The organism is Streptomyces sp. NPDC046379, from assembly GCF_055587785.1.
In genome coordinates, this window is record NZ_JBVJFP010000013.1 from 143,824 (window position 1) to 164,371 (window position 20,548).

A 20,548-nucleotide genomic window follows, 5' to 3' on the forward strand; every position below is an offset into this window, starting at 1 on the left:
CCCGCACCCGCCGCCATACGGACGGAAGGGATGAGCCGTGTCCTCGTTCGCCGATCATCCGCCGGTCGCCCCGGCTCCCCCCGCGCCGCCGCCCGCAACGGAGTGGCGCAATCTCCCCGCCGACCAGCAGCCCGCGTGGCCCGACCCCTCCCGGACCGCCCGGGTCCAGGACCAGCTGGCCCTCGCCCCCGCCCTCACCGCCCCCGGTGACGTGCGCCGCCTCGGCTCCGCCCTGGCGCACACGGGGGCGGGACGCGCCTTCCTGCTCCAGGCGGGCGACTGCGCCGAGCCCGTCGGCGCCGCCGGCGTGGCCGCCGTCCGGGGCAAGCACCGCGTCATCGGGGAGATGGCCGAGATCATCAGCGAAGCCTCCGGTCTGCCGACCGTCACCGTCGGCCGGATCGCCGGCCAGTACGCCAAACCCCGCTCGCGGCCCCAGGAGACCGTCGGCGACCGGGTCCTGCCCGTCTACCGCGGCGACCTGGTCAACTCCCCCGACGCCGACGAGCGGGCCCGGATCCCCGACCCGCGCCGCATGCTGCTCGGGTACAGCACCGCCCGGGCCGTCCTGAACGAACTCCACCTCATCGCCCACGAGTCCGCCCTGACGCTCCATTCCTGGGACGGCTGGGACCGGTGGGACGGCTGGGACGGACGGCGGGTCACGGGCGGCCCGGGTCTGCCCACCCGGGCGTGGGACGGCAGCCTGCGCTCGGTGCTCAGGGACTACGGCCAGACGATCCTGCTCGACGGCGCCTGGCGGCGCACGGGCCTGTGGACCAGCCACGAGGCGCTCGTGCTGGACTACGAGCAGGCGCTGGTGCGCCGTGACGCCCACACCGGCGAGGAGTACCTGCTCTCCACCCATCTCCCCTGGGTGGGCGAGCGGACCCGCCGGCTCGACGGCGCCCACCTCGCCTTCCTCGCACGGATCGCGGGCCCGGTCGCCTGCAAGGTCGGTCCGGCCACCGATCCCGGGACGCTGCGCGAGATCTGCGCCCGCCTGGACCCGCACCGCAGGCCCGGCCGGCTCACCCTCATCGGCCGCTTCGGCGCCGGCCGGGTCCGGGAGGTGCTGCCCGGTCTGGTCGAGGCCGCCCGCTCGGCCGGGCACGAGGTGGTCTGGGTCTGCGACCCCATGCACGGCAACACCGTCACCACGTCCCGCGGTGTCAAGACACGGCGCCTGAGCGACGTCCTCGACGAGATCACCGGGTTCTTCGAGGTGCTGCGCCGGGCGGGCCAGTGGCCGGGCGGCGTCCACCTGGAGATCGCGGGGGACGACGTGACCGAGTGCCTCGGCGCCGGCGGACCCGACGGCGAGGACGGCCTCGGCCGCGCCTACCGCACCCTGTGCGACCCCCGCCTCAACGACGCCCAGGCACTCCTGGTCGCCCGGACCGTCTCCGAGCTGATCGCCAAGGGCTGATCCGGAGCGCAGCACGCCGAACGCCCGCGACCCCCACAGAGAGCCCGTGATGAGAACCCTGCTGATCGACAACTACGACTCGTACACCTACAACCTCTTCCAGCTCATAGCGGAGGTCAACGGCGCCGAGCCGGTCGTCGTGACCAACGACGACCGCGGCGCCGACGGCATCGACCTGGCCGCCTTCGACAACGTCGTCATCTCGCCCGGCCCCGGACACCCCGCCCGCCCCCGCGACTTCGGCGTCTCCGCCCGGGTCCTGGAGACCTCGCCCGTCCCCGTGCTCGGCGTCTGCCTGGGGCACCAGGGCATCGGGCACGGCGAGGGCGCCGCGATCGTGCCCGCCCCCGAGCCCCGGCACGGCTACCTCAGCCGGATCACCCACGACGGGCAGGACGTCTTCGCCGGCCTGCCGCAGGGCTTCACGGCGGTGCGCTACCACTCGCTGTGCGTGGCCGACCCGCTCCCCGACGCCCTGGAGGCCACCGCCTGGTCCGAGGACGGGGTCATCATGGGCCTGCGGCACCGCACCCGCCCGGTCTGGGGCGTGCAGTTCCACCCCGAGTCCGTCTCCACCGAGCACGGCCGCCGCATGATGGCGAACTTCCGCGACCTCACCCTGGCCCGCCGCACGACCGCTTCCCGCCCGGCGGCCGCCCCCCCGGCCGGGCGGGAAGCGGCGCCGGCGCCGGCCGGCCGCGCCGTCCCCGTCGAGCCGGCCGCCGGCTACCGGGTGCACGTGCGCACCATCGAGACCGCCGTCGACACCGAGTCCGCCTTCACCCACCTGTACGCGGGCTCCGACGTGCCCTCCTTCTGGCTGGACAGCGCCCATGTGGAGCCGGGCCGCTCCCGCTTCTCCTACCTGGGCGACGCCTCCGGCCCGCTCGCCGAGACCGTCCGCTACCGGCTCACCGATCGCGAGGTCGAGGTCGTCCGCGCCGACGGCGAGCCGCGGTGCTTCCCCGGGACGGTGTTCGACTACCTCCAGACGCAGCTGCGCCGCCGCCGGCTGGACGTGTCCGACCTGCCGTTCGGCTTCACCGGCGGCTACGTCGGCTACTTCGGCTACGAGCTGAAGGGCGACCTCGGCTCGGTCAACAAGCACGTCTCGCCGACCCCGGACGCCGTCTGGATCTTCGCCGACCGGGTCGTCGTGGTCGACCACCAGGAGGACGCCACCTATCTGCTGGCGCTCAGCGACGCGGACCCCGCCACCGAGTCGGCCGCCGTCCGCTGGCTCGACACGACCGCCGCGGCCCTGCTCTCCCTGCCGCCGGCCGAGCCCGTGGAGGTCGGCGACGGCGTCGGCGCCGAGCCCTGGCTCACCCACGACCGCGCGGCCTACCGGGCCCGGATCGACGAGATCCAGAAGAACCTGCGGGCCGGGGAGAGCTACGAGGTCTGCCTCACCACCTCGGCGTGGCTGCCCGCCGAGGGCGACGGCTACACGTACTACCGCGCGCTGCGCCGGGCCAACCCCGCCCCCTACGCCGCCTATCTGCGGCTCGGCGACGTAGAGATCGCCAGCTCCTCGCCCGAGCGGTTCCTCACCATCGACCGCTCCGGCGTCGTGGAGACCAAGCCGATCAAGGGGACGGTGCCGCGCAGCGCGGACCCCGAGGAGGACGAGGCCCTGCGCGCGTCGCTGGCCGCCAGCGCCAAGACCCGCGCCGAGAACCTGATGATCGTCGACCTGCTCCGCAACGACCTCGGACGGGTCTGCGAGGTGGGCAGCGTCCATGTGCCGCGGCTGATGGCCACCGAGAGCTACACCACCGTGCACCAGCTGGTGTCCACCGTCCGCGGCAGGATCCGCACCGGACTCGACGCCGTCGACGTGGTGCGCGCCTGCTTCCCCGGCGGGTCGATGACCGGGGCGCCCAAGCTCCGCACCATGGAGATCATCGACGAGTTGGAGTCCGAGGCCCGCGGCGTGTACTCCGGCTCCATCGGTCTGCTGTCCACCAACGGCACCGCGGACCTGAACATCGTCATCCGCACCGCCGTCCGGGTCGGCGACCAGTGGCGGGTGGGGGCGGGCGGCGCGATCGTCCTGGACTCGGACGCCGACGACGAGTTCGACGAGATGGTGCTCAAGGCGTCCGCGCCGCTGCGCGCCTTCCGCGTCCCGGAGCAGCTCACCGCATGAGCCCGACCGCCTTTGTCCGCGCATCCGTCGACGACAGGAGCCGTACACCATGAACGTCGCCGCAGCGCTCGAACATGCGGCCGAGGAGCGGGGCTGGTCGGACCGGGCCGCCTTCCACGAGGGCGACCGGACCGTGACCCACCGGGAGGTGCACGCCCTGGCCGCCCGCGCCGCCTCGGTGCTCGCCCGGCACGGCGCCGCCCCGGGCCGCAGCGTCCTGATCGCCCTGCCCGACACCCTCGCCTGGGTCGTCGCCTTCCTCGCCACGGCCCGGCTCGGCGCCGTGGCGGTGGTCGCCAACCCGCAGCTGACCGAGGAGCGCCACGGCTACCTCGCCAAGGACTGCGACGCGGTCCTCGCCGTCGCCGACGAGTCGCTCGCCGGCCGCTTCCCGGGCGCCGCCCACCTGACGGGCGAGCGGTTGCTGGAGGAGGCCGCCGGCGCCGAGGCCGCCCCGGCGGCGCCGGTCGGCGCGGACCATCCGCTGTACATCCAGTACACGTCCGGGACGACCGGGCTGCCCAAGGGAGTCGTCCACCGCCACGCGGACCTGGAGCTGTACCACACCGGCGCGGGCGCGCAGGTGCTCGGCTTCGGCGCGGACGACGTCGCCCTGTCGGTGTCGAAGCTGTTCTTCGCGTACGGGCTCGGCAACACGCTGGCGTTCCCGCTGTGGTCGGGCGGCTCGGCGGTGCTGGAGCCGGGGCCGCCCCGGCCCGCCCGGATCGCGGAGCTGGTCGCCCGGCACCGGGTCACCCAGCTGTTCGCCGTGCCGTCCGCGTACGCCAACATCATCGCCGAGACCGACGCCGCCGACTTCGCCAGTGTGCGCTCGGCGGTCTCCGCGGGCGAGCGGCTGACCGACGAACTGCGCGAGCGGGCCGCCGCGTTCTTCCGCTGCCCGCTGTACGACCAGCTCGGTTCCACGGAGGCGGGGCACGCCATCGCCACCAACGGCGTCGCCTTCCACGCGCCGGGCACGGTGGGCCGGCCGGTGCCCGGCTTCGAGGCCGAGGTGCGCGACCGGGACGGGCGGCCGGTGCCCGACGGGACGCCCGGCGAGCTGTGGGTGCGCGGGCCGACGGTCACGCGCGGTTACCACCGTCTGCCGGAGGAGACGGCCCGTGTCCTGGTGGACGGCTGGCTGAACACCCGCGACCAGGTGGTCCGCCATCCCGACGGCACCCTGACCCACCGGGGCCGCACCGACGACCTGGAGATGGTCGGGGGCATCACCTTCTCGCCGGTCGAGATCGAGCAGCTGCTCGCCCGGCACCCCGACGTCCACGACATCGCCGTGACCTGTGTGCGCAACGAACGGGGCGCATCCAAACTCCGCGCCTTCGTCGTGCCCCGGCGGCCCGCCTGCGACCCCGCGACGCTGGAGTCCGAGCTGGTCGCCCTCGCCCGGGCCCACCTCGAGCCCTACAAGGTGCCGCGTGCCGTGCAGGTCGTCGAGTCCCTGCCGCGCACCCCCACCGGGAAGCTCCAGCGCTTCCTCCTCCGCCAGGGCGGCTGACAGTCCACCGCCCTTCCCTCCGTCAAGAAAGCAGCCGCCTCATGTTCTCCAGGATCACCAAACCGCTGCCGGAGACGGCCTTCTACCTCGGCCTGCTCTGGGAGAAGGCCGCGGCCAAGTTCCCGGGCACGCCCGTCACCCTCGACCAGCCGCTCGCGACCCTGCCCCACCTCGGGACCAGCTTCAGCTACGCGGAACTGGCCGACGTGGTCGACGACCTCGCGGCCCGGCTGTGGGCGACGGGCATCCGGCCCACCGAGCGCGTCGCCGTCCACAAGTCGGACAACTTCGACATCTCGCTGCTGGCCTGCGCGGTGGCCCGGATCGGCGGCGTGCCGGTGATGATCTCCTCCGCGCTGCCCGGGGAGATCGTGGGCAAGCTGCTCGGCCGGCTGGACAAGCCCTGGCTGATCAGCGACGCCGCCAAGCTGACCGGCCCGCTGGACGGCGTGGACGTGCGGTCGCTGACCCACGAGACGGTGCTGGCCGGGACCGAGGCGCACGACGGACTGCGCCGGCTCGCGGACCTGGACGGGGCGCCCCGCCGCCCGGCCGTGCGCCTGCACTCCTCGCAGCCGGCGCTGATCACCCACACCTCGGGCACCACGGGCGTGTCCAAGCTGATGGTCCACAACGCGAAGGCGCTGTTCCACCGGCTGCTGCCGCAGCAGGTCATCGCCTGGCCGGTGCGCAGGAAGGAGACGGTGGCGCTGTGCATGTCGTTCGTGCACTCCCGCTTCTTCCACTCCCTCGGCGTCTTCCTCAACTACGGCAACCCGCTGCTCGTCCTGAACGACCCGGACCCGGACAAGATCGCGCCCATCTTCGTCAGGCACCGCCCCGGCCTGGTCGAGACGCACCCCAACAACTTCATCCAGTGGGAGGACCTGGCCGACGCCCCCGGCGCCCCGCTGTCCAGCGTCCGCTACTACAGCAGCACCTTCGACGCCATCCACCCCCGCACCATCCAGCGGCTGCTGCGCGCCTCCAAGCGCCCCCGCCCGCTGCTGATACAGCTGTACGGGCAGAGCGAGACCGGGCCCATCTCCGGCGCCTGGTACAGCGCGAAGACCGCCGACAAGACGGACGGGCGCGACGTCGGCTACGTCCTGCCCGGCTTCATCCGGCTGCGGGTGGTCGACGACAGCGGCAGGCCCGTCGCCAAGGGCAAGCCGGGCCATCTCGAACTGCGCGGCCGGGGCCGCATCATGACGTACCTCGGCGAGCACGAGCGCTATCTGAACAACTTCAACGACGGCTGGTGGCGGCTCGGCGACATGGGCTACCTCGGCCGGTTCGGGAAGCTGCACCTGATCGACCGCGAGATCGACCAGATCGACGAGATCGACAGCAACCTCGAACTCGAGGACATCCTGCTGTCCCGCCTGGAGGAACTCCTCGAGGTGATCATCGTCACCGGCCCCGAGGGCGACCCGGTGCCCGTCGTGTGCACCCGCCGGGACGCCCCGCTGGACCCCGAGCGCTGGGCCCGCGCCACCGCCGGTCTGCCGCCCCTCGCCCCGCCCCTGCACTGGCCGTTCAACGAGGTGCCCCGCACCTCGACGTGGAAGGTGCAGCGCGTGGAGATCAGCCGGATGCTCCGCGAGAACAAGGCGCCCGGCGGCGTGCGCGCTTCCGACTGACGACCGCGCCGGACGACCAGAGGGAGAGTTGTCATGTCCTCCAATCCCCCACCGCCCGAACGGGTCCCGGTCCTCGTCGTCGGAGCCGGCCCCGTGGGGCTCACCGCCGCCCTCGCCCTGCGCAGCCACGGCCTGCCCGTCACCGTCCTGGAGGCCGAGCCGGAGGACCGGGTGCGCCCGGGAAGCCGCGCCCTGTTCGTGCACCGGGAGTCGCTGAACGTGCTGGGCCGGATCAGCCCGGGCCTGGACCGCACCCTGATCCGCAACGGGGTGGTCTGGCCGACCCGCCGCACGGTCTACCGCACGAAGGAGGTCTTCGCCCGCACCTACCCGCCCCGGCCGAACGACGCGGGTCACACGCCGCCGTTCACCAGTCTGCGGCAGATCGAGACGGAACGTCACCTGATGGCGGCCTGCCGCGAGGCGGGCGTCGAGTTCCGCTGGGACAGCGAGGTCACCGGCGTGGAGACGTTCCCGGACATCGCCCGGCTCACCACCGGCAAGGGCGCGGTGTGGGAGGCCGAGTACGTCATCGGGGCCGACGGCGCGCGGTCCCGGGTGCGGCGGTCCCAGGGCATCGAGATGGAGGGCGAGCGGTCCGAGGCCTTCCACGTCGTGGTCGACATCGAGGAGGACCCCGACGATCCGCTGCCGCTGGAGCGGGTGTTCGTCTACGAGCATCCCGCGCTCGGCGGTCGCAGCGTGATGCGGGTGCCGTTCGCCGGCGGCTTCCAGCTGGACCTGCAGTGCAAGGACGGCGACGCGCCCGAGGAGTGGGCCGACGAGGCCGCGGCGGCCCGCTGGGTGGCCGCCGTGGTGGGCGAGAAGTACGCCGACCGGCTCCTGTGGGTGTCCAAGTACCGCTTCCTGCATGTGGTGGCCGCCGACTTCACCGACCGCTGCCACCGGGTGCTGCTGGTCGGCGAGGCCTCCCATCTGTTCCCGCCCTTCGGGGCGCGGGGCATGAACAGCGGCATCGCCGACTCGGCCGCGGCGGCCGACGCGGTGGCCAGGGCGCTCGCGCGGCCGGACGAACGGGTCCTCGCCATACGGGAGTTCGCCACCGAGCGCCGGCAGGCCGCCGTGTTCAACAGCGAGGCCGCGCGGACGGCCCTGGCCCATCTGCGGCCGAGCAGCAGGCTGACCCGGCTCAAGCAGGCCGCGGGCGCGGCGCTCTCCCCGCTGGTGCCCTCCTGCGGGGAGTGGCTGGAACGCGCCCCGTACGGGCCGCGCACCGGAGCACCGACCAACACCAAGGGACGGTATTGACACGATGGCCTGCACGGAGCGGTGGCTCGCCTGGGACGGCGAACGGGGGTTCGCCCCCGCGGCCGACCCGGCGGGCGATCTCCTGGTGGCCGACTCCTGGCTGGTCGCGGACGGCCGGGTGCGCGCCGTCGAACGCCACGGGGCGCGGTTCGCCGCGTCCTGTGTGCGGGCGGGCCTGCGGCAGCCGGCCGTGCGGCGGTTCTGGGACGCCGCCGTGGCCGAACTCCCGCGCGAGGGCCAGTGGTTCCCGCGCGTGGAACTGCATCCCGACGGGACGCTCGCCCTGAACCTGCGGCGCGCCCCGGACCTGGCCCCGGCCGTGCGCGTCCTGCCCTGGCCGTACGCGGACCCGCGCACCGCTCCCCTGGTCAAGGGGCCGGACATCGGCCGCCTCGCCCAGGTGCGGGCGCGGGCCCGGGCCGCCGGCGCGGACGAGGCGCTGTTCACCACCGAGGACGGCCGGGTCACGGAGTCGACCACGGCCAGTCTCCTGTGGTGGGAGGGGCCCGACCTGTGTCTGCCGGACGCCGAGGACCGGGTGCTGCCCGGCGTCACCAGCGCCCTGCTGTCCGGGCTGGCCCGGGACCGCGGCGTCGTGGTGCGCCGTGCGAGGGCGGCCTTCGAGGACCTGTACGACCGGGAGACCTGGCTGGTCAACGCGCTGCACGGAATCCGTCCGGTGACGGAGTGGATCAGCTCCGGGCGCCGGGCGGCGCCGGCCGAACGGGCGCCCCGGTGGCAGCGGCTGCTGCGGGCGCAGGCCCGGCATCTGGACGACTCGCCCATCGCGAGCGAGCACGCACACCGCGTGCCGTGAACTCACAAAGGAAACTGGACATGATCAAGCGCAGGACCCTGCTCGCCGCCGGTGCGGGCCTGACCGCCGCCGGCGCGAGCCTCGCCGCCGTCGGCACCGCCGAGGCCCGCCCGAAGCGGCGCCGGTACGGCACCGCCCCGTGGGACCGGCTGCGCGCCTCGCTCACGGGCGACCTGGTCCTCCCCGGCGACGCCGACTACGACCGCGCCCGGCTGCTGGCCAACGCCCAGTTCGACGACATCCGTCCGCAGGCCGTGGTGTACGCCGAGACCTCCCAGGACGTCGCCACCGCGATGCTGTTCGCCCAGGACCACTCCCTGCACACCGCGGTGCGCAGCGGCGGCCACAGCTACGGCGGCTGGTCGACCACGGAGGGCCTGGTCATCAACCTGACCCGGCTCAACCGGGTGCACGCCGGGCCGGGCCAGGTCTGCCTCGGCCCCGGCGTCCAGGCCGTGGACGTGCTGCCGCGGCTGAGCCCGTACGGCATCAGCGTGCCGGCCGGCTTCTGTGCGACGGTCAGCCCCGGCGGCTTCCTCACCGGCGGCGGCACCGGCTGGCAGTACCGCAAGTACGGCCCCGCCTCCGACCGGCTGCTGTCGGCGCGGGTGGTGCTGGCCGACGGGCGGATCGTCACGGCCTCCAAGGACCGCAACGCCGACCTGCTGTGGGCGCTGCGCGGCGGGGGCGGCGGCAACTTCGGCGTGGTCACCGAGTTCCGGATGGCGCCCACCCCGATCACCCGGGTCGTCCACTACACGCTGACCTGGACGTGGGACCACGCCCAGCGGGCCGTGCCGGGCTACCTGGAGTGGTCGCGGCAGGCGTCCGCCGACCTGGCCTGCGGCGGTCTGGTGAGGCTGCCGGACGCGCGGCCGGGGGCGCTGCCGACGATCATCGTCTCGGGCGTGCACTTCGGCACCGTGGAGCAGCTGGAGGCCGAACTGGCCCTGCTCACCTCGCTGGTGGGCGTCGCGCCCGCCACGCGTGCGGTGCAGGAGATGACGTACGAGCGGGCGATGATGCGGGTGTTCGGCTGCGAGGACAAGACGGTCGACGCCTGCCACACGACCGGCAGCAACCCCGAGGCCACGATCCCCCGGCAGGCCTGGGTCAAGAACCGGGGCCGGATGTTCAGCCGGGTGCTGCCGCAGACGGGCGTGGACGAGTTCCTCGCCGCGTTCGACGCGGACCGGCGGGCCGGCCAGTCCCGGGTGGTCAGCCTGCTCGGCCTGGGCAAGAACGCCAACCTCCCGGCCGTCGACGCCACGGCGTGGCCGCACCGCGACGCGCTCTACAGCGCGACCCTCACCGTCAGCCTCGCCTCCTCCACTCCGCCCGCCGAGGAGCGGGCGGCGGCGGAGAGCTGGCTGAACGGCCTGTTCGACGCCATCGACGGCTACTCCAACGGGCGTTCGTACGTGAACTTCCCCGACACCGAGCTGAGCGACTACGCGCACGCCTACTACGGCCCCAACCTGCCGCGGCTGAGCGGGGTCAAGCGGAAGTACGACCCGTACGGCTTCTTCACCTTCCCGCAGGCGGTCCCGGCGTGACCGCCGCCCCGCCGGTCACGGCGACGGCCGTGGCCGGCGGGGCCCCGGCACGGGACGGCGGGCCCGGGGGGCGTCCTGGGCTCTCTAGCGCTGCTTCGCCAGCCATTCGTCGAAGGTGGTCGGCGCGATGCGGACCCGCTCGCCGGGCAGCAGCGCCTCGCCGGCCATCTCCGGCCCGAATCCGGCCCGCCAGGTCGGCACGAGCCTGATCTCACGGCCGCGCGCCTCGTTGGTGCGGCGGGCCATGTCCACCAGGTCGTGCTGTTCGGGCCCGGCGATGTCGGCGTACCGCCCCTGCGGCTCGCCCGTCGCGATCTCGGCGAGGATGTCGGCGACGTCCGCGGGCGCGATCGGCTGGACGAGCAGCGGGGCGAGGGTGGCGACGCCCTCGTGCTCGGTCCAGCTCGTCACCATGGCGGCGAAGTCGTGGAACTGCGTCGCCGGGACGATCGTCCACGGAACCGGCCCCTCGGCGACGAGGCGCTCCTGCTCCCGCTTGCCCGCGTAGTGCGCGTTCCCCTCGACCCGGTCGATCCCGACGATCGAGAGCAGCACGTGGTGGCGTACGCCCGCCCGCTCCTCGGCGGTGAGCAGGTTGCGGGTGGTGGCCGCGAAGTACGCCACCGTCTCCGCCCGGTCGCTCGCCGGACCGTTGGTCGCGTCGACGACCGCGTCCACCCCGGCGAGGGCGTCGTCGAGCCCCGCGCCGGTCGTCAGGTCCACGCCGGACGAGCGGCTGATGCGTACGACGTCGTGCCCGTCCCGCTCCAGTGCGGCGACGGTCAGGGCCCCGATGTTTCCGGTCGCGCCGGCGACAGCGATGCGCATGGTGACCTCCCCATTCCAGTTGACCGGAAAGTATCATGGACTAAATGACTCCACAATGTCTTCGATAGACTCGGGGCTGTGAAGCTGCCTGTGAGTACGGAGTGGGTCCTGCACTGCGCCGCGACGCTGGCGCAGCTCGACCCGGGAGTCAGCGCGTCGGCGACGCAGCTCGCGCAGTACTACGACCTCCCGGCGGCCTATCTGACCAAGCAGCTCAAGGCGCTGGTCCGGGCCGGCGTGCTGGCCGCGACCAGCGGACCGCGGGGCGGCTTCCGGCTCGCGCGGCCCGCCGCCGAGATCACGCTCCTGCACATCGTCGAGGCCGTCGACGGCACGTCGTCGCCGTACGAGTGCCGGGAGATCCGCCAGCAGGGGCGGGGGGCCCTGCCGCCCGAGGACTGCCGGCGCACGTGTGTGCTCGCGGAGAAGATGGCCGAGGCGCACGAGGCGTGGCGCGCCAGCCTCGCCGGGGTCACCCTCGCCGAGATCGTCGCCTCCCTGCCCCCGTCCGCACCGTCCCGCACCCGGCTGCGCCTGACGGGGACGGCGTAGTCCTCGGGCGCGGTCTCGCGTCGGGCGCGGTCTCGCGTCGGGCGCGGTCTCGCGTCGGGCGCGGTCTCGCGTCGGGCGCGGTCAGACGGGCGTGACCAGGCGGACGACCAGGTTCCGCCAGCCCGCCTCGACCCGCTGGGGATCGAGGCCGCGGTGGTGGACCAGGTAGGAGTACAGGCCGACGTCGAGGAAGCCCAGCAGCGTCTCGGTCAGCAGTTCGGTGTCGGCTCCGGGGACGGCCTCGCGCAGCAGGGCGTGCAGGTGGTCGCGCTTGACCTGCTGCGGTGAGGTGCCGTGGCACAGGACGGAGTCCGGGCGGGCGGCCAGGTACAGCTCGCCGTGACCGGCCCAGTGGCGCAGCGTGGCGAGCCCGAAGGCCTCGATCCGCTCGACGGCGGGCGCGCCGGGCCCGAGCGGCGGCGGACCCTCGCGCAGCGCCCGCCGGTAGGTCTCCTCGGTCTCCTCCAGCAGTGCCATGACCAGGCCCGTGCGGTTGCCGAAACGGCGGAAGACGGTGCCCTTGCCGACCCGCGCGCGGACGGCGACCGCCTCCATGGTCAGGCCCCCCACCCCCCGCTCGGCCACCAGTTCGGCGGCGGCGTGGAGGAGCCGGGCGCGGTTGCGGGCGGCGTCGGCGCGCACCGTCCCGCGCCGGCCGGCCGGGCGGGCGCCGTCGAGGACGAGCGCGTCGGAGGTCGTACGGTCGCGCAGGCCGCCCGGGTCGGGAGCGCCGGGCGACTGCGGTAAGGAAGGCGTCATGGGATCTCATCCTAGGGAGGCGGCCCGGCCGCGTCCCCGGCCCGCTGGTTAGGGTGGCGGGACAGGGCGGTCAGGCCGAAGTCGCAGACCAGACAGGGGAAACCATGAGCACTCCACGCCTGAGCAGTACGCCGTTGCCGGGGATCGGGGTGCGCTACGACCTCACCACGCGGGAGCGGCGGCGGGTGTCGGTCGTGGCGCACCGGGACGGGTCGCGGACGCTGAACGCCTACCGGCAGGACGATCCGGACGCGTGCGCGCTGTCGGTGCGGCTGACCGCGGGCGAGACGGCGGCGCTGATCGACGCCATGATGCCGACGCACCACAGCCCCAACCTGCTGTCCACCACCTCGCTCGGGCTGGTCGCCGAACGGGTCGAGCTGGCGGCCTCCTCGCACTGGAACGGGCGGCTGCTCGGGGAGACGCGGATGCGCACCGCGACGGGCGCCTCGATCGTGGCCGTGCTGCGACGGGCGGAGGCGATCCCGTCGCCCGCGCCGGACTTCCGGCTCGCGGGCGGGGACACCCTCATCGTGATCGGCACCCGTGAGGGTGTGGAGGCGGCCGCGGCGATTCTCGGGCGGGAGTGAGCCGTGCACTCGTCCGCGGTCTTCCTGATCGAGTTCGGCGCGATCATCCTCGGCCTGGGGCTGCTGGGCCGGTTCGCCGCCCGGTTCCGGCTGTCGCCGATCCCGCTCTACCTGCTGGCCGGGCTCGCCTTCGGCGAGGGCGGGCTGCTGCCGCTGGGCACCAGCGAGGAGTTCGTCGCCATCGGCGCCGAGATCGGCGTCATCCTGCTGCTGCTCATGCTGGGCCTCGAGTACACGGCCAGCGACCTGGTCTCCAACCTGCGCACCCAGTACCCGGCCGGCCTCGTGGACGCCGTGCTGAACGCGCTGCCCGGGGCCGCCATGGCGCTGCTGCTGGGCTGGGGGCCCGTGGCGGCCGTGGTGCTGGCGGGGGTGACCTGGATCTCCTCGTCCGGCGTGATCGCCAAGGTGCTGGGGGACCTCGGGCGGCTCGGCAACCGGGAGACGCCCGTCGTGCTCAGCATCCTCGTCCTCGAGGACCTGTCCATGGCCGTCTACCTGCCCATCCTCACCGCCCTGCTCGCCGGGTCGGGGCTGGCGGCCGGCAGTGTGACGCTGGCGGTCGCGCTCGGCGTCGCCGGGGCGGTGCTGTTCGTCGCGGTGCGCTACGGGCGCCACATCTCCCGTTTCGTCTCCAGCGACGACCCCGAGAAGCTGCTGCTGGTCGTGCTCGGGCTGACCCTTCTCGTCGCCGGGCTCGCGCAGCAGTTGCAGGTGTCGGCCGCGGTGGGCGCGTTCCTCGTGGGGATCGCGCTGTCCGGCGAGGCCGCCGAGGGGGCGCACAGTCTGCTGGCGCCGCTGCGGGACCTCTTCGCCGCCGTCTTCTTCGTCTTCTTCGGCCTGCACACCGACCCCGCCAGCATCCCGCCGGTCCTGCTGCCCGCGCTCGCGCTGGCCGTGGTCACCGCGCTGACGAAGATCGCCACCGGATACTGGGCCGCGCGCCGCGCCGGGATCTCCGCCAAGGGCCGGTGGCGGGCGGGCGGGACGCTCGTCGCCCGCGGCGAGTTCTCCATCGTCATCGCCGGGCTCGCCGTCACGGCGGGCATCGAGCCGTCCCTCGGCCCGCTGGCCACGGCGTACGTCCTGATCCTGGTGATCGTCGGACCGCTCACGGCGCGGTTCACCGAGCCGGTGGCCCTCCGTGTGACGGGCCGCCGCCGCGGGAACGGCCCGGGAATCGGCCCCGACCCCCGGCCGGAGGCGGCGCCGGACTCGCTGGCGGGCTCGGAGAAGTAGCCCCCTGCCGTCGCCGCCCCCCGGCCGTCTCACCCACGAGGACGCCCCATGACCCGACTCCCCCTCGCCCACCTCACCGGGGCGGCCCGGCCATGACCGACGACCTGCCCTTCGTGGACGAGCACACCGTGCTGGTCGCCGCCTCCCCCACCGCCGTGTGGCGGTCCCTCGCCCACGCCTACGGCGGCGGCTCACCCTCGTGGGAGGCATACGGCCGCCTGGTCGCCGCCGACCCCGGCAGGACCACCGGCGCGCCACTCGCCGAGGGTTCCACGCTCCCCGGTTTCGAGGTGACCGAGTCGGCCCCCGCCCGCCTGCTCCGCCTCACCGGCCGCCACCGGTACTCCCGCTACGCCCTCACCCTCACCCTGACCCCCCGCCCCACCGGCACCCTCCTCACGGCCCGCACCCACGCCGCCTTCCCGGGCGCCGCCGGCCGGACCTACCGCCGCCTCGTCATCGCGTCCGGCGCCCACAGGATCCTCATGACCCGCCGGCTCGGGGGCATACGACGCCGGGCCGAGTCGGAGGCGGCGATGTGATCACGCCGAGCGCTTGCGGGACGCCGTCTTCTTCGCCGGGGTCTTCTTCTGCGCGGTCTTCGACGTCCCCGCGGTCTTGGACGTGCCCGCGGTCTTGGACGTCCCCGCGGTCTTCGACGTGCCCGCCGTCTTCTTCGCGGCCGACGCCGACTTCGACGCCGTCTTCTTCGTGGACGCCGTCTTCTTCGCCGGGGTCCTGCCCGTCGTGGACGTCGACTTCTTGCCCGCCGGCTCCTTCGGGGTCGTCTCGCGCGGCGGGAGTCGTCTGACCTCCGCCTGCTCCTCGCCGCGGGACTCCCGCGCCGCCCGGACGCTGTTCTCCAGGGCCGCCATCAGGTCGAGCACCTTGCCGCCCTTCGCCGGCTCGGGGGTCTCCGGGGGCGCCTCGCCCGCGGCCTTCGCGGCGATGACCTCCTCGACGGCCTCGCGGTACTCGTCGTGCAGGTCCTCCAGGTCCACCTCGCCCAGCGTGTCCATCAGGGCGTCCGCGAGGTCCAGTTCCTTGTCGCGGACGGTGACGTCCGTGTCGGGGGCGACGCCCTCGGGGGCGCGCACCTCGTCGGGCCAGAGCAGGCCGTGCATCGCGATCGCCTCGCCGACCACCCGCAGCATGCCCAGCCGCTCCCGCCCGCGCAGCGCGAACTTGGCGATCGCCACCTTGTTGCTGCGCTTCAGCGCCTCCCGCAGCAGGGTGTACGGCTTGGCGGCCGGCGCGCCGCTCGCCGCCAGGTAGTACGCCGCGTCCATCTGCAGCGGGTCGATCCGGTCGGCCGGCACGAACGCGACGATCTCGATCGTCCTGGCGGTCGGCAGCGGCAGCTGCGCCAGGTCCTCGTCCGTGATCGGGATGATCGACCCGTCCGCGTCCTCGTACCCCTTGCCGATCTCCGCCTGGCTGACCTCGCGGTCCTCCAGTTCGCAGACCTTGCGGTAGCGGATCCGGCCGCCGTCCTCCGTGTGGATCTGGCGGAACGAGATCGAGTGGCTCTCCGTGGCGTTCACCAGCTTGATCGGGATGCTGACGAGGCCGAACGAGATGGCGCCGTTCCAGATGGATCGCACGGGCGGCATCCTTTCGCGCTGACCGGGGAGTCGCTTTACGGCGATATGCGCCGATTTCTGTGATTCTCATCGTATGACGCCGATCACAGAGGTGGAGGGGCGACGGGTCGCGCTCAGCAATCTGGAGAAGGTGCTGCACCCGGCGACCGGCTTCACCAAGGCCGAGCTGCTGCACTACTACGCGACCACCGCCGAGGTGCTGCTCCCCCATCTGCGGGACCGGCCGGTGTCCTTCCTGCGCTACCCGGACGGTCCCGACGGCCAGGTGTTCTTCACCAAGAACGTGCCGCCCGGTACGCCCGACTGGGTCACCACCGCCGAGGTCCCCCGGTCGGAGGGACCCTCCCGGATGGTCCTGGTGCAGGACCTGCCGAGCCTGATGTGGGCCGCCAACCTGGTCGCCGAGTTCCACACGCACCAGTGGCTCGCCGGCGCCCCGGAGATCGCCGACCGGCTGGTGTTCGACCTCGACCCGGGCGCCCCCGCGACGGTCGTGCAGTGCTGCGAGGTCGCCCTCTGGCTGCGCGAACGCCTCGCCGCGGACGGCATCGAGGCCCACCCCAAGACCTCCGGGTCCAAGGGGCTGCACCTGCTCGCGGCGGTCCGGCCCGCGCCCTCCTCCGACGTGACCGAGTACGCCAAGGCCCTCGCCGTCGAGGCGGAGCGGGCCATGCCCCGGCTGGTCGTCCACCGGATGACCAGGAGCCTGCGGCCCGGCAAGGTCTTCGTCGACTGGAGCCAGAACGCCGCCCGCAAGACCACCGCGGCCCCCTACACCCTGCGCGCCCGCCCCGAGCCCACCGTCTCCGCCCCCGTCACCTGGGACGAGGTCACCGCCTGCGGCGCCCCCGAACAGCTCGTGTTCACCGCCGCCGACCTCGGACCCCGCGTGCAGGACTACGGCGACCTGCTGGCCCCCCTCTTCGACCCCGACCGCGCCGGGCCGCTGCCCTGACCTCGGCGCGGCCCTTTCGTACGACCGCCGACCACCCCATCCCGAAGGAGTCCCATGGACGCGTCCCCGCCCTCCCCCCGATCCCACCGCACCCCCCGCCGCACCCTCCTCGCCACCCTCACCGCCCTCGCCCTCGCCGCCGCCCCCTGGTCCGCCACCGCCGCGCCCGAACGGCCACCGGCACCCGGGGCGGCCGGCCCGCAGGTGATCCTCGACTGGAACCGCACCGCCGTCGCCACCATCAACACCGACGCCCGGCTGTACTCGGCGGAGCAGTTCCTCTGGCACGGCTTCGTCTCCGCCGCCGTCTACAACGCGGTGGTCGGCATCGAGGGCCGCTACACCCCGTACAAGTGGGACGTACGACGCCCTCACGGCGCCTCCGCCGAGGCCGCCGCCGCTGCCGCCGCGCACGAGGTGCTGCGGACGTACTTCCCGTCCTCCCGCAAGCGCCTCGACGCCGCCTATGCCGAGTCGCTGGCGAAGATCCCCGACGGGCGCGCCGAGGAGCGCGGCGTCGCCTTCGGGCGGCGGGCCGCCGAGCACGTCGTGCGGCTGCGCGCGGACGACGGGCGCGGGGCCCGGGTGACGTACGCCAAGGCCCCCGCCCCCGGCGTCTGGCGGCCCACCCCGCCGACCGAGGCGCCCTTCCACGCGCCGTGGCTGGCGAAGACGCGCCCCCTGCTGCTGGACTCCGCCGAGCGGATGCTGCCCGCGGCCCCGCCCGCGCCGGCCTCCCGCCGGTACGCGCGGGATTTCGCCGAGATCAAGGCGATGGGCGGCAGGAGCGGCTCACTGCGCACGGCGTGGCAGACGGAGACGGCCCGCTTCTACGCCGACGTCCTGCCGGTGCAGCTCCAGGACGCCTACCGCGGCCACGTCGAGCGGCGCGGGCTGGACCTGGTGGACGCGGCCCGGCTGTTCGCCGCCGCCAACACGGCGACCGCCGACGCGTCGATCGCGGCGTGGAACGCCAAGTACACGCACGGCCAGTGGCGTCCCGTCACGGCGATCCGGCTGGCCGGCACGGACGGCAACCCGGCCACCGAGGCGGACCCGGAGTGGACGCCGCTGCTGCGCACGCCGCCGTACCCGGACTACGTCAGCGGGCACTGCACGGTGGACGGCGCCGCGGTGACGGTCCTGGACCGGCTGGGCGGCGGCGACCTCGACCTGCGGATCTCCTCGGCGGTGACGGGGACGACGCGGACGTACACGCGGGCCGCCGACTTCCGGCGGGACGTGATCAACGCCCGGGTGTGGGGCGGGGTCCACTTCCGGACCAGCGATGTCGTCGGCGACCGGCTCGGCAGGGACATCGGGGCGTTCACACTCGATCACTACTTCACACCGGTCGACCAGGAGGCCGACTGAAAGCACCGCTCACAGCCGCCTGCCACCCGCCACCCGCAGTCGCCTGCGGCGCACGGACGGCCGCTCTCACAGCCGCGCCCAGGTGTTCCGGTCACGGGCCAGGGCGTACAGGCCCTCCACGTCCGCCGGCTTGAGCACGCCCCCGAGCCGGGCGAGCCCCGCGAGGTCCGCGTCCTCCAGGACCCGCACCTCCCTCAGCGGCCCGGCCACCTCCAGCCGGGCCGCGGGACCCGCCAGCGCCAGCACCGGACGGACCTCGGCGGTCAGCGCGTACGAGGCCCGGTCGGCGTCCGCCCGCACCCGTCGCAGCAGCGGCCGCTCCTCCCTCCGCCCCAGCGCGGTCAGGCGCACCACCGGATCGGCGATCCGCACCCTGCGCCTGCGCGCGTACACCGCGTGCACGGCGAAGACCCCGCCCGGCCCGATCACCAGGTGGTGGACGCGGTCGCCGCCGGGCAGCGGGACCGAGTGCAGCGTGCGCCAGCCCGCGCCCTCCAGCCCGTCCAGCGCCTCCCCGACCGTCCGCTCGGCCTCCAGCGCCCGCCGCCGCGGGTCGGCGCCCAACCGGCCCACGGAACCGGCCGCTCCCAGCCCCCCGGGGTCGCGGTCGAGGGCGATCAGCAGGGCCTCGCCGGGCCGGTTGGGAGCCAGGTCGTCGTCGGGGTGGAGGCTGAGCCGGGCCAGTTCGGCGGGGGTCGGCACGGGCGGCGGGCCCACCGTCACCGGGCCCGCGACGAAGGGGCGCAGGGCGGTGAGGACGTCGTCCCTGCGGTCCTCGGCGATCAGGTGGACGCGGGCCGTCCCACGGTCGTACCAGGCGATGCTCCTGCCGTCCGTGAGACAGACGTACAGCCGCTCCCGGCCGGGCCCGAGGGCCGGGACGACGCGCAGTCCGGTCATGCGCCATCACCTCATGACCATGGGAACAGGCCGGGTGCTCCCGGAGCAAGGACCCGGCTACTGGTGAGGAGTTGGGCGTACGGTTGGGGAGGCGCCGGTGGCTGCCCGCGGGAAGCGGCCCGACGTCCCCGCGCCGGAGCGCCCGTGGGACGAGATCGCGCCCGGGCCGTGGAGGGGCGGGCACGAGTGCGCGAGCCGGTCGGGCGGCCCGCGGTCCGCGGTGTACGGGACGAGGTCGATCTCGTGCAGACCCTGCTGCGGCTGCCGGGGCACGGGCCCGGTCCCGGCGTGGAGCACCAGGTGCGGCCCATCCTGGACGGGCCGCTCGACGGCGCCCGGCTCGCGGGCCCGATCCGGCTCGCGGAGGCCGCGTGCGAGGCGGTGGCCGCCGGCCGCAAGGTGCCGGTGCGCGGCTACCACGGCTACAACCGCTCCGGCCCGGTCGCGGCGCACGCCCTGATGCGCCAGGGGCGGTCGGCGGAGGCGGCCGTCCGGCTGATCCGGTCCCGCCGCTCGCCGTGGGCGCTGCACGACGACCTGTTCGTCGAGTACCTGCGGGCAGGGCTGCCGACGGCCCGGCTGCTGGAGGAACTGGCGGAGTGAGGCCCCGGCCTGCGGCCGTCCGGCCCGGGCGGCCGTCTCGGCAAGCAGCCGCTCCTCCCCGGAGGCCGCCTCTCCCTGATGGCCCAGTGTGGAAGGCGGCGCCGACACCACCCTCCTAATGTGGCGATTGACCCACTTCACCCCCATTCATGGAGGTACCCCATGTCCCTGCGCGCCTCGCTCACCCGCCTCGCCATAGCGACCGCCGCCGGCGCCCTCGCCACCGCCACCGCCGTCGTCCCCGCAGGCGCCCTCGGCACCGCCCCCGCGAACGACGAGTGGGGCGGCGACGGCGCCTCCGTCGTGTCCGGCGAGTACCAGCCCCAGGGCGGCGGCTTCGGCGGCGGAGGAGCCGGCGGCGGCGGAGGAGCCGGCGGCGGCGGAGGAGCCGGAGGCGACGGCTTCGGCGGTGGCAGCGGCGGCGCCGGCGGGAACGGCCTCGGCGGCGACGGACGCGACCCGCACGGCGGCGGCCACCACGACTCCCGCTACTACAAGGGCGTCGTCACCGCCCAGCGGCTGCTGCTGCGCAGCGCGCCGAACCGCGGCAGCCAGGTCATCCGGGCCGTGCACCGCGGCGACGTCGTCTCCATCTACTGCAAGGCGCCCGGCGAGACCGTCGACGGCAACCCGCTGTGGTACCTCCTCACGGACGGCACCTGGGCCTGGGGCGCGGCCCGCTACATCGACAACATCGGCCCGGCCCCGCGCTGGTGCTGAGCACAAGAGGAGAGCAAGACGTCATATTCCGCTAGGTTC

At 74.3% G+C, this 20,548-nt stretch carries 18 protein-coding genes and 1 pseudogene; 15 read left to right on the forward strand and 4 right to left on the reverse strand.

The features are described 5' to 3' along the window. Nucleotides 1-37: 37 nt before the first annotated feature. From ACZ6KF_RS23165 to ACZ6KF_RS23195, 7 genes are read left to right on the forward strand one after another with little or no spacing between them, the layout of a single operon-like run. Nucleotides 38-1,429, forward strand: coding sequence for a 3-deoxy-7-phosphoheptulonate synthase class II (locus ACZ6KF_RS23165; protein WP_469177316.1), 1,392 nt, complete (start codon nt 38-40; stop codon nt 1,427-1,429). A gap of 49 nt (nt 1,430-1,478) precedes the next feature. Then, nucleotides 1,479-3,581, forward strand: coding sequence for an aminodeoxychorismate synthase component I (gene pabB, locus ACZ6KF_RS23170; RefSeq protein WP_469157343.1), 2,103 nt, complete (start codon nt 1,479-1,481; stop codon nt 3,579-3,581). A 49-nt stretch (nt 3,582-3,630) separates the two neighbouring features. Next, a complete protein-coding gene (locus ACZ6KF_RS23175) occupies nt 3,631-5,100 on the forward strand; it encodes an AMP-binding protein (RefSeq protein ID WP_356626630.1) in 1,470 nt (489 codons plus the stop codon). 41 nt (nt 5,101-5,141) lie between these two features. Then, nucleotides 5,142-6,743, forward strand: a complete 1,602-nt coding sequence (locus tag ACZ6KF_RS23180; protein WP_356626629.1) for a class I adenylate-forming enzyme family protein — start codon at nt 5,142-5,144, stop codon at nt 6,741-6,743. A 33-nt stretch (nt 6,744-6,776) separates the two neighbouring features. Next, nucleotides 6,777-8,012 carry an FAD-dependent monooxygenase gene (locus tag ACZ6KF_RS23185; protein WP_356626627.1) on the forward strand — a complete coding sequence of 412 codons (1,236 nt, stop codon included), beginning with the start codon at nt 6,777-6,779 and terminating at the stop codon, nt 8,010-8,012. Nucleotides 8,013-8,016: 4 nt separating this feature from the next. Further along, nucleotides 8,017-8,829, forward strand: a complete 813-nt coding sequence (locus tag ACZ6KF_RS23190) for an aminotransferase class IV (protein ID WP_356626625.1) — start codon at nt 8,017-8,019, stop codon at nt 8,827-8,829. A gap of 20 nt (nt 8,830-8,849) precedes the next feature. Continuing rightward, nucleotides 8,850-10,385, forward strand: coding sequence for an FAD-binding oxidoreductase (locus ACZ6KF_RS23195; RefSeq protein WP_356626623.1), 1,536 nt, complete (start codon nt 8,850-8,852; stop codon nt 10,383-10,385). An 84-nt stretch (nt 10,386-10,469) separates the two neighbouring features. Here ACZ6KF_RS23195 and ACZ6KF_RS23200 read toward each other — a convergent pair whose 3' ends face one another. After that, nucleotides 10,470-11,213, reverse strand: coding sequence for an SDR family oxidoreductase (locus ACZ6KF_RS23200; protein ID WP_356626621.1), 744 nt, complete (start codon nt 11,211-11,213; stop codon nt 10,470-10,472). A 78-nt stretch (nt 11,214-11,291) separates the two neighbouring features. Here ACZ6KF_RS23200 and ACZ6KF_RS23205 point away from each other — a divergent pair, with 78 nt between their 5' ends. Continuing rightward, a complete protein-coding gene (locus tag ACZ6KF_RS23205; RefSeq protein WP_356626620.1) occupies nt 11,292-11,765 on the forward strand; it encodes an RrF2 family transcriptional regulator in 474 nt (157 codons plus the stop codon). 81 nt (nt 11,766-11,846) lie between these two features. On the opposite strand, the gene ACZ6KF_RS23210 is transcribed toward ACZ6KF_RS23205, so the two are convergent. Next, the gene (locus tag ACZ6KF_RS23210) at nt 11,847-12,524 is read right to left on the reverse strand and encodes a TetR/AcrR family transcriptional regulator (RefSeq protein WP_469157346.1); all 678 of its coding nucleotides are present in this window, start codon (nt 12,522-12,524) and stop codon (nt 11,847-11,849) included. A gap of 104 nt (nt 12,525-12,628) precedes the next feature. On the opposite strand from ACZ6KF_RS23210, the gene ACZ6KF_RS23215 reads away from it, so the two are divergent. From ACZ6KF_RS23215 to ACZ6KF_RS23225, 3 genes are all read left to right on the forward strand, one after another. Next, nucleotides 12,629-13,114, forward strand: a complete 486-nt coding sequence (locus ACZ6KF_RS23215) for a cation:proton antiporter regulatory subunit (RefSeq protein ID WP_356626617.1) — start codon at nt 12,629-12,631, stop codon at nt 13,112-13,114. A 3-nt stretch (nt 13,115-13,117) separates the two neighbouring features. After that, the gene (locus ACZ6KF_RS23220; protein ID WP_356626615.1) at nt 13,118-14,353 is read left to right on the forward strand and encodes a cation:proton antiporter; all 1,236 of its coding nucleotides are present in this window, start codon (nt 13,118-13,120) and stop codon (nt 14,351-14,353) included. 92 nt (nt 14,354-14,445) lie between these two features. Further along, nucleotides 14,446-14,895 carry an SRPBCC family protein gene (locus ACZ6KF_RS23225; protein ID WP_469177311.1) on the forward strand — a complete coding sequence of 150 codons (450 nt, stop codon included), beginning with the start codon at nt 14,446-14,448 and terminating at the stop codon, nt 14,893-14,895. Here ACZ6KF_RS23225 and ku read toward each other — a convergent pair whose 3' ends face one another. Further along, nucleotides 14,896-15,957, reverse strand: coding sequence for a non-homologous end joining protein Ku (gene ku, locus ACZ6KF_RS23230; protein WP_469177309.1), 1,062 nt, complete (start codon nt 15,955-15,957; stop codon nt 14,896-14,898). Between the two features lie 73 nt (nt 15,958-16,030). Between ku and ligD the strand changes: the two genes are divergently transcribed. Both ligD and ACZ6KF_RS23240 read left to right on the forward strand, forming a co-directional pair. Continuing rightward, nucleotides 16,031-16,912 (forward strand): non-homologous end-joining DNA ligase, encoded by an 882-nt coding sequence (gene ligD, locus ACZ6KF_RS23235; RefSeq protein WP_469239873.1) that lies wholly within the window; start codon nt 16,031-16,033, stop codon nt 16,910-16,912. A gap of 54 nt (nt 16,913-16,966) precedes the next feature. Beyond that, nucleotides 16,967-18,286 (forward strand): vanadium-dependent haloperoxidase, encoded by a 1,320-nt coding sequence (locus tag ACZ6KF_RS23240; RefSeq protein WP_469239875.1) that lies wholly within the window; start codon nt 16,967-16,969, stop codon nt 18,284-18,286. A gap of 66 nt (nt 18,287-18,352) precedes the next feature. Here the strand turns inward: ACZ6KF_RS23240 and ACZ6KF_RS23245 are convergent, their stop codons facing one another. Further along, complete coding sequence (locus ACZ6KF_RS23245; protein WP_356626607.1) at nt 18,353-19,186, reverse strand: nuclease-related domain-containing protein; 834 nt, start codon at nt 19,184-19,186, stop codon at nt 18,353-18,355. A gap of 97 nt (nt 19,187-19,283) precedes the next feature. On the opposite strand from ACZ6KF_RS23245, the pseudogene ACZ6KF_RS23250 reads away from it, so the two are divergent. Further along, a pseudogene (locus tag ACZ6KF_RS23250) lies at nt 19,284-19,789 on the forward strand (protein phosphatase). A gap of 162 nt (nt 19,790-19,951) precedes the next feature. Then, the gene (locus ACZ6KF_RS23255) at nt 19,952-20,509 is read left to right on the forward strand and encodes an SH3 domain-containing protein (protein ID WP_469239877.1); all 558 of its coding nucleotides are present in this window, start codon (nt 19,952-19,954) and stop codon (nt 20,507-20,509) included. Nucleotides 20,510-20,548: the final 39 nt, after the last annotated feature.